Raw genomic sequence first — 14917 nt, 5'->3', positions numbered from 1 at the left:
GACCACCTCAACAATCAAGATCAGCCGTTTCCTCGGCCCTGTCTCACATTCGGTGGTGACGGAGCGTGCTGCTATCCGAGGAGGATGCGGTGGCGGAGCAGGGTGAAGCCTGCTCGTCCGTGCATTTGGCGTGCGATCCGTTTGGTCTTGGTGTTGACGCCTTCGGTGGGGCCGTTGCTGTACGGAAGCGTGAGCGCGGCGTTCACCGCGTCGCGGTCCCGCTCGAGGCCTCGGGTGAAGGCATGCAGATGAGGCAGTTCGACCGCACGGACGCCGTTGATCCAGTGCGAGAGCCGGTCGTCGTTTCCTGCGTGAGGCGTCAGGAGTTCGGCGAAGCCTGCGACAACGGCGGCCAGTTTGGTCATCTCGGGGCAGGCGGCGGTGAGCCGTGCCAGGAGACTTCGATGTTCGGGTTTGAGGTTGTCGGGTCGGGTGAGGATCATCCGGGCGAGCCGGCGTGGGGAGATGTGGCTGCGGTCGGCGTCCGCCCTGCCTTGGTTGATGTACTTGTGCAGGAGGTTCAGGCAGCCGGTGTAGCCGAGGACCTTGATCTGTTCGAACAGGTGCGCGATGGGGACGGCGGGGTCCTCGGTCCGGCGTTTGCGTAGGTGTTCGCGGTAGGGGTCGACGAGGCTGGCGCGGTATTTGGGAACGCGGAGCATCCGTTCGGGCCGGTCGGCTCGCGCGTAGCGTTTGACGGTGTTCAGGGCCAGTTGCAGGCGGCGGGCGCATTCGAGCAGGCCCACGCCCTGGTCGAGGAGGCGGTGGACCTGGTGCCAGCGTTCCAGGGTGGTTCGAGCGCGGGGTCCGTCGTAGATGGGTGCGTCCAGTACGGCGGCCCAGCAGGTGCTGTGTGCCTTCACCTCGTTCAGTGCGGCTTCGCACAGGTTGTGCCACAGGTGCCACCTGTCCGCGACCTGCACCGCGTCGGGCAGGGCGCGACGGATGGCCTCAGCGTAGGTAGCGGAGCCGTCACGGCACACGACCTCGACGCCCGGATGCCCGCGTAGCCAGGCTTCGAGGGTGTCGGCGGTGCGGTCGGGCAGCACGTCGATCCGTTCATGTGTCTCGGCGTCGATCACCACGGTGGCGTAGCGGTGCCGCCGGCGCAGAGCGAAGTCGTCGACGCCGATCACCCGGGACGTCCGCCCGGCGGGCAACGGGATACGCAGCAGGGCGCGCAGGGCCGTGTGGCGGGACAGGCCGACCGCGAGTACCGCCAGCAGACGTGCCCCCGCCCGGCCCGCCAACTCCTTGACCACCGCCGCGACGTGCCTGGACAGGCGGATCGTGCGCCGCTGGTAACGCTCCAGCACTCCGGGCATCTGCTCGCGGAACGTCTGCCGGCAGCCCCGCGTGGGGCACACCAGGCGCCGAACCCGCACACGGACCACCACCCGCCGTCCGTCGACCGGCACGTCGGCCACCGTCCGCAGGTGAAATCCGTGCACCCGCCCCGACGACGCCCCGCACACCGGACAGACCGCGGTCCCTTGTGGAGTCCGTGCCCGCACCACGATCCGCTCGCCCTCGTCGGCCACATCCTCTATGACCAGCGGAGACAGACCCGAAAACACCGTCCGCACAAGCACGTCGACATCCATCACGCGAGTGTCAACAACCCCCACAACTCTCCGTCACCACCGAATGTGAGACAGGGCCGTTAACTTGACACTCCCTAACATGACGTTCTGGGTCCACTACGTCGTTCCGAGTGACGCGGCCGGCGACGGATTGCCGGTGCCGAGGGGGGACGAGATTCTCCCGGGTTCCGCAGTTTGTAGTTCAACGATCATCGGAATCTGGATGTGGAGCAGCGAAGATTGACGTGCGTCGAACAAGAGGCGTGTGTCTACGCCCTCTTGCCAGGATCTGATCTTGGCTACTGGGGGTCGAAGGCGGTGACCCGGGCCGGCGGCTGGACGGAAAGTGCCTGGTAGATGGCCTTGTGTTCGGGTCTCAGCGGGGTGGTCTGCACGACGGTGCCGGCGGGCCCGGCGAGGGTGACCTGGCTGATTCGTCCGAGTTGCCGGTTGATGTTTCGCCAGGTCTGGCCGGTGGCGCGTTCGGCGACGCGGATCAGCAGCAGGGCCAGCCAGCAGATGAGGACGTGGGCGCGGATGCGGTGCTCGAGGCGGTGGAACACCGGCCGCAGCAGCAGTTGCGACTTCAGGTCGCGGAACCCGCGCTCGGCCTCGAGGAGGTTCTTGTAGCCCAGCGCGACGTCCTCGGCGCTGATGTGCGGGTCGGAGGTGGCGATGAGGTACTTGCCATCGAGGCGTTCCTCGGCCTTGACCTTGGCCTTGTTGACCTTCAGTCGTCCGTTGGGCTGCTGGACGAGCCACCGGCCCAGGGTCGGGTGGTCGCGCAGGGCGCACTCGGCGCGGGCGTGCGCCGCCTCGTTCTTCTTACGGGCCTTGTCTGCGACGGGTCGTCTGGCGTCGCGTTCGCGCTGGTCACGGATGCGTTCGAGTTCGGCTTCGACGCGGGCGATCGCGTCGTCGCGGTGCTGCTTGTCACGCATCGCCTGGTCGGGGTTGTGGCAGATGACGAACCGCACGTCGGATCCGTCGATGCGTACTTCCTTGACGCGCAGGTTGTCCTTGACCTGCTGGTAGCGGCCCTGGCGGGCCAGGACCCGCTCGACGAGGGGGTTGCCGTCACGCATGCGCATCCCGGCGATGTAGTGCCCGCCGGCGCGGCGCAGGTAGGCCAGGTTGTCCGCGCTGGAGAACCCGCGGTCGACCACGGTGATCACGCGTCCGAGCTTCCAGTCGCGCATGTCGTCGCGAACCTCGGCCAGCACGGCCTGGTCATTGCTGTTGCCGGGCCAGCACCAGCACCGCACCGGGATGCCTTCCTTGGTCACGGCCAGGCCGATGACGATCTGCGGCAGATCCGAGCGGTGGTCCTTGGAGTGCCCGAACCGGCGAAACGCATCGTCGCCGTCGTCTTCGGTGTCGCGTTCGAAGTAGGTGCTGGTGGTGTCGAAGAACAACAGGTCGACTTCAAGGTTGAACAGGTTGGCCACGGCGAAGAACACCGCCTCCTGCACCCGGCCGCAGGTATCGGCGTCGATGAGCAGGTCCATCGCCCGGTACGCGTGGTCGTCGTCCATACCGGTCAGGCCCGGGATGACCGTGTCCTGCCCGGCCCACTCGGCGGCCGACAGCTTGCTCATCGGCGCCACAGCTCGGTTGGCGACCAGCGCGAACAGCACCCGTTCCATGTTCGTGGTGAACCTACGCGCGTCCGCAGCCGCCCGCACCGCCGCGCCGACGTCGAGGCGCCGCCACAACCCGTCGAGCAGCCATGTCGACCCGATCGACCGTGCGTCGACGACGTCGAGAGGTCCCGCTCCGGCCGCCAGGCCCGCTTCCGCACCCGCGCCGTCTTCGCCGAAGTGCTTGTCGATCGACGCGGCGAGCCGGCGCAGCCCTTCGACGTCGACCCGGTCGACGCGGCCCAGATTCATAAGCACATCAGGCTTGATCTTGCCGTCCACGCGCCGGTTGTGTGCCAACGCGACGTAGCGCACCACGCTGCCGTCGGCGTTGGTCCGCGAGGTGAACCGCAGATACATGACTACGAAGAAACCACATCACCACTGGCAGAACAAGATGTGAATCTCAGGTCGTGTTACTACACTTTCGGATCCGCCGGCCCAGTCCGAGGCATCTGCGAGCCCGTGACCAGCATCGACCCCGACCCGATCATGCTTGTGTTCCTACGAACTGCGGAACTCGGGATTCTCGGGTTCGCCCAGACGCTCGACGTCGACCCGGGGGACCGGACCATCGAGTTCGCCGTCGTGGCGGTCGGCGACGGGTACCAGATCGCCACGGACATCGACTGCACCGCACTGCTGCGCGCGCGGGCCGAGGAGGTCGCCGCCGTGCGGGCCGTGGACGCGTGGCTGCTCGACTTCGCCGTCCGGGCCGTCCGGATCCACGAGCTGCTGCTGCACAGGTGGTACGAGGTCGCCTCGGAGTCGCACCGGTCGTCGGTCGAGGCGATGGAACGCTGGCTGACCGCGCACGACCCGGCACGGGACTACTGGGCACCACTCGGCCGAACGACGAGGGCTCCGCAGTGATGTCCAAGCTTGACGAGTTGGCCACGGCGCGGCGTCGATTTCCGTGTGGTGACCGCGTTCGTGGCCGGGTCGCTGCCGTTCCCTTCGGGCCGGGTCGCACCGGGCTCTTCGTGGACCTGGGCGCCCATCCCGAGGGATTCGTCGATGTCCTGCACCTGCCCGAGGATCCGCGCGGGTGGCCTCCGGTCGGCCGGGAGGGCTTCTTCGAGGTCCTCTCGCATCGGCCGGGGCAGGTCCGTCTCTTCCCACTGGATGCCGGGATGCGCGCGCGGCACTATCGCGCATCGAACTGGTCTGGTGAGGAGTGGGCTGCGATGACGGAGCGCTACCCGATTGGTTCGATGGTCACGGGCACCGTGACTGACGTCTTCCCGGGAGACCGGGAGTATGCCGTCCGGTTCGCCGGCGGTGGTTCGTTCGTGGAATACGACGAGGTGCCACCCACGATCGGCACCGTAGCCACCTATCTGGTCACGCGGCACCTGGAATGGACCCATCGGATCATGGTGCGACCCGCACCATGATCCGATAGGAATCCGCCCTTCGGAGTCGGCGGCCGTCCTCGGTCGGACCGTGGCGACCCTCCGGCGCGGTCAGGGCGGTGGCTCTCCGGCCGCCGCCAGCAGCCGCTGCCCGAGGGTCCGCGACGCCTGCCGGAGTTCGGGGCCGTTCAGGATCCGGTACGGCACCGGGATCGACGCGAGCTGTCCGGCGTACCAGGTGGGGTTGCTGGTGCTGGCGACCAGGCGGGTGGTCCCGGCGTCGACCGGCTCGAGTAGCCCGATGGAACGGGGGAGCCACCGTGCCACGTCGTCGACAGGTGCGTCGACGACGACCTCGACCTCGTACTCCCAGCCGGCGGCGAGGTTCTCCTCGAGAAGGGCGACCGGGTCGAGGTCGGCGGGCGGGGTGAAGGTGTCGTCGAGCGGTTCGACCGCCCGGACCCGGTCGATCCGGTACGTCCGTACGGCGTGTGCGGGGTGGGTGCGGCACAGCAGGTACCAGCGGCCGTGGCGTACGACGACCGCCCACGGGTCGACCTCGACGACCCATTCCGAGCCGGCCTGCGACCGGTAGTCGAGGCGGACCCGACGGCGGTTCGAGCAGGCCTGCACCAGCGCGGTCGTGGCGCCGGGGTCGGGTCGGGCGGCGGCCCGGTCGGGGGCGGGGGCGGCGGTGCGACGGACGGTCTCGACCTGGGCGGCCACCGGTTCCGGAAGGGCCCGCACGATCTTGCCGAGGGCGCTGCCGGCCGGATTGTCGGGATCGCTGGCGTGGTGGTGCCCGTCGAGTACGGCCATGACCAGGCCGACCGCTTCGGCGGCGCTGAACATCAGGGGCGGGAGCCGCAGGCCACGGCCCACCCGGTAGCCGCCGTACGGGCCGCGCACGGACTCGACCGGGATGCCGGCCTCGCGCAGGATTCCGACGTAGCGCCGGGCGGCCCGTTCGGAGACACCGAGCTTGTCGGCGAGCCGGTCCGCGGTGATGCCCGGGCTGCTCTGGAGCAGTTCGAGGGCGAGCAGTGCGCGGGCGGTGGGACTCGCGTCGGATTTCACGACACCTCGGCAATCCGGAAGCAGAACGTCCGGAACCGACCCTAGCATGCCGGGTATGACCGAGAAGATCGTCCTGAACACCAGGATCCACGAGCCGTCGATGACCGCCGGCGAGGCCGAGATGCTCCTGTTCGCGCTGGAGCGGTCCCGGGCGCAGTTCGCCTGGAAGGTCGGTGGTCTGGACGCGGCCGGACTGAACCGCCGGCACCCGCCGAGCGCGCTGACCCTGGCCGGTCTGATCAAGCACCTCGCCCTCGTCGAGGACTACTACACCGCCCGGGATCTGACCGGGGAGCCGATGGGGGCGCCATGGAACGCGGTCGACTGGGACGCCGATCCCGACTGGGTGTGGCGGTCGGCGGCCGACGACCCGTCCGAGGAGTTGTACGCGCTCTGGCAGGGTGCCGCGCAGCGGACGGATGCCGCGCTCGCCAAGGCGCTGGCCGACGGCGGACCCGACCGGTCGACGAGGTTCGTCACCGCCTCCGGCGAGTCGCCGAACCTGCGGCGACTCCTGGTCGACCTGCACGACGAGTACGCCCGCCACGTCGGCCACGCGGACCTGCTGCGTGAAGCCGTCGACGGCCTGGTGGGGGAGGACCCACCGCAGTCATGATGGCGGCTGTGCAGGATCCCGTACCGGCCGACCGGCTGACCGTCGTACCCGCCAACGAGGCGTTGTGGGACGACCTCGTCGCGATCTTCGGCACCGCGGATGCCGGCCGGTGCCAGTGCCAGCGGTTCAAGGTCGCCGGCTGGATCTGGCGGGACTCGACGCTGGAGCAGCGGACCGCGATGCTGCGGGCGCAGACCGGCTGCGGCGACCCGGCCGCGACGACCACCAGTGGCCTGGTCGGCTACGTCGACGGCGAGCCGGTCGGCTGGGTCGCCGTCGAGCCCCGTACGGCGTACCCGAAGCTGCGTACGTCCCGTATCCCGTGGAGCGGCCGGGCGGAGGACCGCGACGACCCCGACGTCTGGGCGGTGACCTGCTTCGTGGTCCGCAAGGGGTGGCGGGGGCGTGGGCTCACCTATCTCCTGGCCCGGGCGACGGTCGGCTTCGCCCGGGACCGTGGTGCCCGGGCCCTGGAGGCGTACCCGATGATCACCGAGCCGGGGCGGGAGATCACCTGGGGGGAGTTGCACGTGGGTGCCCGGCAGGTCTTCGAGGATGCCGGGTTCGCCCAGGTCAGCTACCCGACCGTACGGCGGGTCGTGATGCGCATCGACTTTCCTCGCTAAATTTAGTTTTGAACCCCAACTAAATAGGGTAGCGGATGGAGACACTGACCGCAGAGGAGGTACGTCCATGCGTCTCATCCGCCTCGTCACGGCCGGCGTCGCCGCGCTGCTGCTGACCGCCGCGACGACCGTGCCGACCGGCACCCCCGCGCAGGCCGCCGTCTGGTCGTCCAGCGACCGCTGGGGCACCTGGAGTAGCGGCGGCTACACGCTCTACAACAACATCTGGGGATCGGGCCACGGCACCCAGACCATCTCGGCGAACTCGCCCGCCAACTGGTGGGTGCGCGCCGACCACCCGAACACCGGCGGCATCAAGTCCTACCCGAACGCCACCCGCCACATCGGACGGAAGGTCAGCGAGCTGGGGCCGGTCACCAGCAGCTTCGACGTCACCGTACCGACCAGCGGGGTCGCCTTCACCACCGCGTACGACATCTGGACCGCCGACCACGCCCACGAGATCATGCTGTGGATGAACAGGTACGGCCCGGTGGGACCGCTCGGCGCCTTCGAGACCACCGCCACCGTCGGCGGGCACACCTGGGACATCTACCGCGGCTCCAACGGCCACAACCAGGTCTACTCGTTCGTCCGGACCGCCAACACCAGTGCCGGCACGGTCGACGTCACCGCGGTCGCGCAGTGGATCCGGACCCGGGGCTGGTTCGGCGACGTGACCATCGGCGACGTCCAACTCGGCTACGAGATAACCTCGGCGGCCGGGGGCCGGGACTTCGTGACCAACGCGTTCTCGGTCACCGGCTGACCGGACGATCCGGTGCCGGCGGGGCCGTCGCGGCCCGCCGGCACCGTCGCCTGTCCACGGCCCGCCGGAACCCCGCCGAACGGCCCCGAGAATTTCTTGAAGATTTTGTTATGCGTGACCCGGTAACCCGTCTGTAACTCGAGGGGCGTCGCGCCGCGCCCCGTCCGGCCTGCCCGGACGATGGCGCGACCGCCCGTCGTACGTACTCCACAGCGGCTCCAGGACAAGGAGAACCAGTCACGTGAGAACAGTCGATCCCAGACGACGAACAGCGGCGATCCTCGCCGCGACCGTCGTCACCACCCTCGTTGGCGGCGTGATCGCCGCCGTGTCCGCCCACGCCGCCACCCCGGCGGACAGTGGTGTCTACACGTTGGCCAGTGCGTCGAGTGGTAAGTGTGTGCAGGTCGCCGGTGCGGGGACCGGTAACGGGGCGTTGTTGACCCAGGTGGCGTGTGACGGCGGTGCCGGGCACCAGCGGTTCCGGGTGAGCGCGCAGAACGGTGCGTTTGGTATGGAGAATGTCAACAGTGGTCGTTGTGTGGATGTGCCGTATTCGTCCAGCACGTCGGGTGAGCAGCTCTGGCAGTGGGGGTGCCACGCTGAGCCCAACCAGACGTGGACGTTCACGGCTTCGACCGCGACCACGGACCGGTTTCTGATCCGTAGTGCGTCCAGTGGTCTGTGTGTGAGTAACCGGGATGGTTCGACGGCGGGGAACAACCCGATCGTGCAGGAGCCGTGTGCGGACATCGCCCGGATGCAGTGGCGGTTCAACCCGGCCGGCGGCACCCCGCCACCGACCACCCCACCACCGGCCGGCCGGCCGACGGTGGCCGCGGACGGCACCGGCACGTACCGCACCGTCCAGGCCGCCATCGACGCGGTTCCGACGAACAACACCCAGCGGGTCACCATCACCATCAAGCCGGGCACCTACCGCGAGGTCGTCCGGGTGCCCAGGAACAAACCCCACATCACCCTGCAGGGGCTGGGCTCGTCGCCGTCGAACGTCGTGCTGGTCTACCACAACTCCGCCAACAGCCACGGCACCTCGGGCAGCGCGAGCATGTTCGTCGACGGCGCCAACTTCGTCGCCGAGAACCTGACCATCTCCAACGACTTCGACGAGAGCTCGACCAGCAGCGGCCACCAGGCCGTCGCCCTCAACCTCGGTGCCGACCGGGCGGTGCTGCGCAGGGTACGGCTTCTCGGCGACCAGGACACCTTCCTGGTCAACGACAGTGCGCGGGCGTACATGGTCGACTCGTACGTCGAGGGCACCGTCGACTTCATCTTCGGCGGCGGCACGATCGTCATCGACCGGTCGACCGTCCACGAGAAGCGGTCGACGGGTGGACCGATCACCGCCGCGAGCACGGCGGCCGGCAAGGCGTACGGCTTCCTGTTCTACCGCTCCACCATCACCGGTACGGCGAACAACGTGACCACGCTGGGCCGGCCCTGGCGGCCGGACGGCCAGGTCGTGTACCGGGAGTCGACGCTGGGCGCGACCATCAAGACGGCGCAGCCGTGGACCGACATGTCCGGCAACTCCTGGCGTAACGCCCGGTTCTTCGAGTACCGGAACACCGGCCCGGGCGCCGGCACGAACAGCAACCGTCCACAGTTGAGCGACTCGCAGGCGGCCAACCACACGCCGCAGCGCTACCTCGCCGGCTCCGACGGGTGGAACCCGCTGTGACCCTCGACAACCCCCCAGCAGTCAGGAAAGCGATGATGAAGCAGCTCCCTCTGCGGTCCAGGCTGGCCGCGCTCGGCGCGGTGCTGACGGTCGTGCCCGCCGCCGTCGTCGGCGTCGTCCTGTCGGCGTCGCCGTCCGCGGCCGCCGTCCCGGTCAACAGTGGTGTCTACACGTTGGCCAGTGCGTCGAGTGGTAAGTGTGTGCAGGTCGCCGGTGCGGGGACCGGTAACGCGGCGTTGCTGACCCAGGTGGCCTGTGACGGCGCTGCCGGGCACCAGCGGTTCCGGGTGAGCGCGCAGAACGGTGCCTTCGGTCTGATCAATGTCAACAGTGGCCGCTGTATGGACGTGCCGTACTCGTCCAACACGTCTGGTGAGCAACTGTGGCAGTGGACGTGTGGTGCGAGCGCGAACCAGACGTGGACGTTCACGGCGTCCACGGCGACCACCGACCGGTATCTGATCCGTAGTGCGTCCAGTGGTCTGTGTGTGAGTAACCGGGATGGCTCGACGGCGGGGAACAACCCGATCGTGCAGGAGCCGTGTGCGGACATCGCCCGGATGCAGTGGCGGTTCAACCCGGCCGGCGGCACGCCGCCGCCGACCACGCCGCCGCCGGGTGTTCCGTACTCGAACACCCCGGACGGGTTCGCCGGCGCGGCCGGCACCACCGGCGGTGCCGGTGGCACGACCGTCACCGTGACCAACCAGGCCGACCTGGAACGGTACGCCTCGGCCAGCGAGCCGTACGTCATCCGGGTCAACGCCGCGATCACCGTCAAGCCCTACGGCAAGGAGATCGCGATCCGGTCGAACAAGACCGTCGTCGGCGTCGCCCGCAACGGCCAGATCGTCAACGGCGGCTTCTTCATCGGCGCCGGCACCAGCAACGTCATCATCCGCAACCTCACCATCCGCGACACCCGCATGGCCGAGGACGACCCCGACGACAAGGACTACGACTACGACGGCATCCAGATGGACACCGCCAACCGGATCTGGATCGACCACAACCACATCACCCGGATGAACGACGGCGCCATCGACAGCCGCAAGGACACCACGAACCTGACCGTCTCCTGGAACATCATCGCCGAGGCGAACAAGACCTTCGGCATCGGCTGGACCGAAAACGTCACCGCCCGCATGACCATCCACCACAACTGGTTCCGCGACACCCGCGTCCGCGTCCCCAGCACCGACAACGTCGCCTACGCCCACCTGTACAACAACTACCTGCAAAACAGCGGCTCCGGAAACCACTCCCGCGGCCGCACCAAGATGGTCCTGGAGAACAGCTACTACGACCGCGTCACCAACCCCTACTACCGCGACTCCGGCGCCGAACTACGACAAAGCGGCAACGTCGTGGTCAACAGCAGCGGCCGCCGGGAGAGCAGCGGCTCGGCGTTCAACCCGTCCAGCTTCTACTCCTACCAACTCCACCCCGCCGCCGACGTACCGAACCTGCTCCGCACCCACGCCGGACCACAGGCCAACATCGGCCTCTGACGGACGGAACCACACCACGCGGCCGTGCCGGGTCCCGACCCGGCACGGCCGCACCCGTGCTGGCTTGCCGATGCGGCAACAAAGCTTGCGGCCACGGTGGGTAGCGGGTCATGGTTGCCGCGGAGGTGGTCGTGGTGACCGAGAAGCTGACAGACAGCTACGACGTGGTGGTGGTCGGCGGGGGCGCCGCGGGACTGAGCGGTGCGCTGACACTGGCCCGGGCCCGGCGGTCGGTGGCGGTGATCGACGCCGGCGCTCCCCGCAACGCCCCGGCACAGGGCGTACACGGGCTGCTGGCCCGTGACGGTATGCCACCGGCCGAACTGCTGGAACGCGGCCGGGCGGAGGTACGCGGATACGGTGGCCACGTGGTGACCGGCGAGGTCGCCACCGCGACCCGCGACGGCGACGGGTTCACGGTGACCCTGGCCGACGGCCGGACGACCCGCGCCCGCCGGCTGCTGGTGACGACCGGCCTCGTCGACGAACTGCCCGACGTCCCCGGGCTGCGGGAGCGGTGGGGGAGCGACGTCATGCACTGCCCGTACTGCCACGGCTGGGAGGTCCGGGACCGGGCGATCGGCGTGCTGGCCAGCGGCCCGATGTCGGTGCACCAGGCGCTGCTGATCCGGCAGTGGAGCGCCGACGTCACGTACTTCACCCACACGATGCCGCCGCTCACCGACGAGCAGGCCGAGCAGTTGGCGGCCCGTGGCATCCGGGTGGTCGACGGCGAGGTGGCGGGACTGGAGATCGTCGACGACCGGCTGGCGGGCGTACGCCTTGCCGACGGCACGGTCGTCGCCCGCGAGGTGGTGGCGGTCGCGACCCGGATGGTGGCCCGCGCCGGTTTCCTGACGGCCCTCGGTCTGGTGCCCGTCGCGCATCCCGCGGGCGTGGGCGAGTACGTCCCCGCCGACCAGTACGGCGTCACCGACGTACCCGGGGTGTGGGCCGCGGGGAACGTCACCGACCTGGCCGCGCAGGTCGGCGTGGCCGCGGCCGCCGGCGCCACCGCCGCCGCGCACGTCAACGCCGACCTGGTCAACGAGGAGACCAGGCGTGCGGTGGAGGCCCACCGCAACCCCGTCCCGGCCTGATCCGGAGCACACGTCCGGCGAATCGCCGTGGGCGGTCGTCGCCACCGCCCCGAACCATCGAAGGGAATCCGTCGTGTCCGAACAATTCGACCGGGCGTACTGGGAAGACCGCTACCGCGGCCACCACCCGTCCCACCCCCACCGGGAGCCCAACCCGTACCTGGTGGCCGAGACCACCGACCTCGCACCCGGTACGGCGCTGGAGGCCGGCTGCGGCGAGGGCGCCGAGGCGATCTGGCTCGCCTCGCGCGGCTGGCGGGTCACCGCGGTGGACATCGCCGCCGCCGCCCTCGACCGGGCCCGGGAACACGCCCGGAACCTCGGCGCCGACGTCGCCGACCGGGTCGAGTGGGTACGCGCCGACCTGACCGGATGGGTGCCCGCCGAGGAGCACTTCGATCTGGTCTGCGCCCACTACGTACACCCGGCGACCCCCGGCGAGACGCTGTTCACCCGGCTGGCGGCGGCGGTCGCGCCGGGCGGCACGCTGCTCGTCGTCGGTCACGCGCCGAGCGCCGGCGCGGCCCGACGACCCGCACGCCCCGGCCCCGGGGTCGCACGTCACCGCCGGGCAGGTCGCGGCGAGCCTCGACCCGACGCGGTGGGACGTCGTCGTCGCCGAGGCCAGGACCCGTACCGTGACCGGCCCCGGCGGCCACGAGATGACCCTCCACGACGCGGTCCTGCGGGCCCGTAAACGGCGCTGAGACGACCGGTCCCCGGGTGCCGGCGGCACCCGGGGACCGGTTCGCGGCCGTACTACCGGCCGACCTCGACGGCCACCTTCTCCTCGACCCGGGGCCGGTCGCGCTCCAGGCCCGCACCCTCGACGTCGAGGGTCGGCAGCCAGCGCAGCCAGCCCGGAAGCCACCAGGCGCTCCTGCCGAGCAGGGCCAGCGCCGCGGGGACCAGCACCATGCGGACGACGAAGGCGTCCACGAAGATGCCGATCGCCAGCGCGAAGGCGATGGACTTGATCGTCGGGTCGCCACTGGGTACGAACCCGGCGAAGACCGAGAACATGATCAGTGCCGCGGCGACGACGACGGGCGCGGCCTGCCGGAACCCGGTGGCGATGGCGGCCCGGGGGAGCGCGCCGTGGCTGTGCGCCTCGTGCATACGGGAGACCAGGAAGACCTGGTAGTCCATGGCGAGGCCGAACAGGATGCCGATCACCACGATCGGGGTGAGGCTGATCAGCGGCCCGGTGGTGTCGAGGTTGACCGCGTCGGCCAGCCAGCCCCACTGGAACACCGCGACGGTCGCGCCGAGCGAGGAGCCGATCGTCAGCAGGAAGCCGAGCACCCCGACGAGCGGCACCAGGATGGAGCGGAACACCAGCACCAGCAGGATCATCGCCAGGCCGACGACGACGGCCAGGTAGACCGGCAGGGCCCGGTCGAGGGTGGTGGCGACGTCGAGGCTGACGGCGGTGGAGCCGGTGACGTACGCCGTGGCACCGTCGACGTCGGCGAGTTGGTCGCGCAGGTCGGTGACGAGCTGTTCGGTGGCCTCGTCGGTCGGCCCGGACTGCGGGATCACGGTGAGCATGGCGGCGGTGCCGTCGGCGTTCGGGACGGCCGGGGTGACGACGGCGACGTCGTCGAGGCCGGGGATCGTGCCGGCGGCCGCGGTGGCCGCCTGGACCGCCTGGTCGCCCTCGAACAGGACCACGAGGGGGCCGTTGAAGCCGGCGCCGAACCCGTCGGCGAGCAGTTGTTCGCCGCGGGCCTGGGTGCTTCCCTCGGGTTGGATCTGCACGAGCGTGGTCTGCATCGACGCCACCGGGATGGAGACGACGCCCAGGGCGGCGACGGTCAGCAGCAACGCCAGCACCCGGTGCCTGGTGAGCCCGTCGATCCAGCCGCGGTAGAAGCCGCGCTCGTGGGCGTCGGCGCTCTGCCCGATTGCTTCGCGCTGCTTGCGGGGCAGGGCGCGGTGGCCGAGGTAGCTCAGCACCGCCGGGACGAGGGTGATGGCGATGAGTACGGCGACCACGATGGTCGCGGCGGCGGCGATGCCCATCTGGGTCAGGAACGGGATTCCGGCGACGGCCAGGCCGGTCAGCGCGATGACCACGGTGAGGCCGGCGGTGACGACGGCCGACCCGGCGGTGCCGACGGCGGTGCCGATCGCGGTGCCGACGTCGGCACCGCGCCGCAGTTCCTGCCGGTGGCGGTTGATGATGAACAGGGCGTAGTCGATGCCGACGGCCAGGCCGAGCATCGTGGCCAGGATCGGGGTCGTGGACTGCAGGTCCATGAAGCCGGTGGCGATGGTGACGCCGAGCGCGCCGATGCCGACACCGACGGCCGCGGTCAGCAGGTTCATGCCGGCCATGACGAGTGACCCGTACGTCACCGCGAGGATCAGCAGGGCGACGACGACGCCGATCACCTCGACCACACCGCCGATGTGCGGCGGCGTCTGGATGGCCTCACCGGTGACCTCGACGGTGAGTCCGCCGCCCCGGGCGTTGTCGGCGGCGTCGAACAGCGCGTCCCGCTGCTCCTCGGTGACGTCGCCGACCCCGGCGGTGTACGTCACCGTGCTGTAGGCGGTGTCCTGTTGGGCGTTGATCGTCGGCGCGGCGGGGTCGAGCGGGTTGGTCGCCGAGCCGACGCCGGGCAGCGTGCCCAGTTGGGCCACCAGTTCACCGAGGGCCTGGGCGTTGTCCGGGGTGGTGAGGGTCTGGCCGTCGGGGGCCTTGACCACCACGCGCGCGGACGCGCCGCCCTGCGCGCCGAACTCCTCCTGGATCTTGTCCAGGGCGGTGGTGGACTCCTGACCGGGAATGGAGAAGCTGTTGGAGGTGCCTCCGGACAGCGCCACCGCGCCCACGGCCGAGCCGGCCAGGACCACCAGCCACAGCAGGACCACGGGTAGCCGGTGCCGGTGCGCGCCGAAGCCGAGTCGGTACAACAGACGAGCCATC

13 protein-coding genes are annotated in these 14917 nt (G+C 69.9%); 9 read left to right on the top strand and 4 right to left on the bottom strand.

Annotated elements, in window-relative coordinates:
• Positions 1-71 precede the first annotated feature (71 nt).
• Entirely contained in the window at positions 72-1604 is a 1533-nt protein-coding gene (locus tag QCD66_RS21335) for an ISL3 family transposase (RefSeq protein WP_407566754.1), read from the bottom strand.
• Positions 1605-1882: 278 nt separating this feature from the next.
• Positions 1883-3583 (bottom strand): IS1634 family transposase, encoded by a 1701-nt coding sequence (locus QCD66_RS21330; RefSeq protein WP_407566753.1) that lies wholly within the window; start codon positions 3581-3583, stop codon positions 1883-1885.
• Positions 3584-3688: 105 nt separating this feature from the next.
• On the opposite strand from QCD66_RS21330, the gene QCD66_RS21325 reads away from it, so the two are divergent.
• Together QCD66_RS21325 and QCD66_RS21320 are read left to right on the top strand one after the other, a co-directional pair.
• Positions 3689-4096: a hypothetical protein gene (locus tag QCD66_RS21325; protein ID WP_407566752.1), complete on the top strand. Its 408-nt coding sequence runs from the start codon at positions 3689-3691 to the stop codon at positions 4094-4096.
• Positions 4096-4620 carry a hypothetical protein gene (locus QCD66_RS21320; protein WP_375737008.1) on the top strand — a complete coding sequence of 175 codons (525 nt, stop codon included), beginning with the start codon at positions 4096-4098 and terminating at the stop codon, positions 4618-4620. The genes QCD66_RS21325 and QCD66_RS21320 overlap by 1 nt, the downstream gene beginning before the upstream one ends.
• Before the next feature lie 69 nt (positions 4621-4689).
• Here the strand turns inward: QCD66_RS21320 and QCD66_RS21315 are convergent, their stop codons facing one another.
• A complete protein-coding gene (locus QCD66_RS21315; RefSeq protein ID WP_375737007.1) occupies positions 4690-5655 on the bottom strand; it encodes a helix-turn-helix transcriptional regulator in 966 nt (321 codons plus the stop codon).
• A gap of 55 nt (positions 5656-5710) precedes the next feature.
• On the opposite strand from QCD66_RS21315, the gene QCD66_RS21310 reads away from it, so the two are divergent.
• From QCD66_RS21310 to QCD66_RS21280, 7 genes are all read left to right on the top strand, one after another.
• Positions 5711-6271 (top strand): DUF664 domain-containing protein, encoded by a 561-nt coding sequence (locus QCD66_RS21310; RefSeq protein WP_375737006.1) that lies wholly within the window; start codon positions 5711-5713, stop codon positions 6269-6271.
• An 8-nt stretch (positions 6272-6279) separates the two neighbouring features.
• A complete protein-coding gene (locus tag QCD66_RS21305; protein ID WP_375737005.1) occupies positions 6280-6897 on the top strand; it encodes a GNAT family N-acetyltransferase in 618 nt (205 codons plus the stop codon).
• A 67-nt stretch (positions 6898-6964) separates the two neighbouring features.
• The gene (locus tag QCD66_RS21300; protein WP_375737004.1) at positions 6965-7666 is read left to right on the top strand and encodes a GH12 family glycosyl hydrolase domain-containing protein; all 702 of its coding nucleotides are present in this window, start codon (positions 6965-6967) and stop codon (positions 7664-7666) included.
• A gap of 241 nt (positions 7667-7907) precedes the next feature.
• Positions 7908-9371 (top strand): pectinesterase family protein, encoded by a 1464-nt coding sequence (locus tag QCD66_RS21295; RefSeq protein WP_407566751.1) that lies wholly within the window; start codon positions 7908-7910, stop codon positions 9369-9371.
• A gap of 35 nt (positions 9372-9406) precedes the next feature.
• Positions 9407-10882, top strand: coding sequence for an RICIN domain-containing protein (locus QCD66_RS21290; RefSeq protein ID WP_375737002.1), 1476 nt, complete (start codon positions 9407-9409; stop codon positions 10880-10882).
• Positions 10883-10992: 110 nt separating this feature from the next.
• Entirely contained in the window at positions 10993-11982 is a 990-nt protein-coding gene (locus QCD66_RS21285; protein WP_375737001.1) for an NAD(P)/FAD-dependent oxidoreductase, read from the top strand.
• Positions 11983-12055: 73 nt separating this feature from the next.
• On the top strand, positions 12056-12679 hold the full coding sequence (locus tag QCD66_RS21280) for a class I SAM-dependent methyltransferase (protein WP_407566750.1): 624 nt from the start codon (positions 12056-12058) through the stop codon (positions 12677-12679).
• Positions 12680-12741: 62 nt separating this feature from the next.
• Here QCD66_RS21280 and QCD66_RS21275 read toward each other — a convergent pair whose 3' ends face one another.
• Positions 12742-14916 (bottom strand): MMPL family transporter, encoded by a 2175-nt coding sequence (locus QCD66_RS21275; RefSeq protein ID WP_375736618.1) that lies wholly within the window; start codon positions 14914-14916, stop codon positions 12742-12744.
• Position 14917 lies beyond the last annotated feature (1 nt).

The sequence above is a fragment of the Polymorphospora sp. A560 genome (assembly GCF_045781765.1).
GTDB classification, from domain to species: Bacteria; Actinomycetota; Actinomycetes; order Mycobacteriales; family Micromonosporaceae; genus Polymorphospora; species Polymorphospora lycopeni.
This window is presented reverse-complemented; position numbering and strand designations above follow the sequence as displayed.

Coding starts and splice junctions, on each gene's coding strand:
- QCD66_RS21310 (WP_375737006.1), top strand. CDS start 5,711: ATGACCGAGAAGATCGTCCTGAACACCAGGATCCACGAGCCGTCGATG.
- QCD66_RS21330 (WP_407566753.1), bottom strand. CDS start 3,583: ATGTATCTGCGGTTCACCTCGCGGACCAACGCCGACGGCAGCGTGGTG.
- QCD66_RS21335 (WP_407566754.1), bottom strand. CDS start 1,604: ATGGATGTCGACGTGCTTGTGCGGACGGTGTTTTCGGGTCTGTCTCCG.
- QCD66_RS21275 (WP_375736618.1), bottom strand. CDS start 14,916: ATGGCTCGTCTGTTGTACCGACTCGGCTTCGGCGCGCACCGGCACCGG.
- QCD66_RS21320 (WP_375737008.1), top strand. CDS start 4,096: ATGTCCAAGCTTGACGAGTTGGCCACGGCGCGGCGTCGATTTCCGTGT.
- QCD66_RS21290 (WP_375737002.1), top strand. CDS start 9,407: ATGAAGCAGCTCCCTCTGCGGTCCAGGCTGGCCGCGCTCGGCGCGGTG.
- QCD66_RS21285 (WP_375737001.1), top strand. CDS start 10,993: ATGGTTGCCGCGGAGGTGGTCGTGGTGACCGAGAAGCTGACAGACAGC.
- QCD66_RS21300 (WP_375737004.1), top strand. CDS start 6,965: ATGCGTCTCATCCGCCTCGTCACGGCCGGCGTCGCCGCGCTGCTGCTG.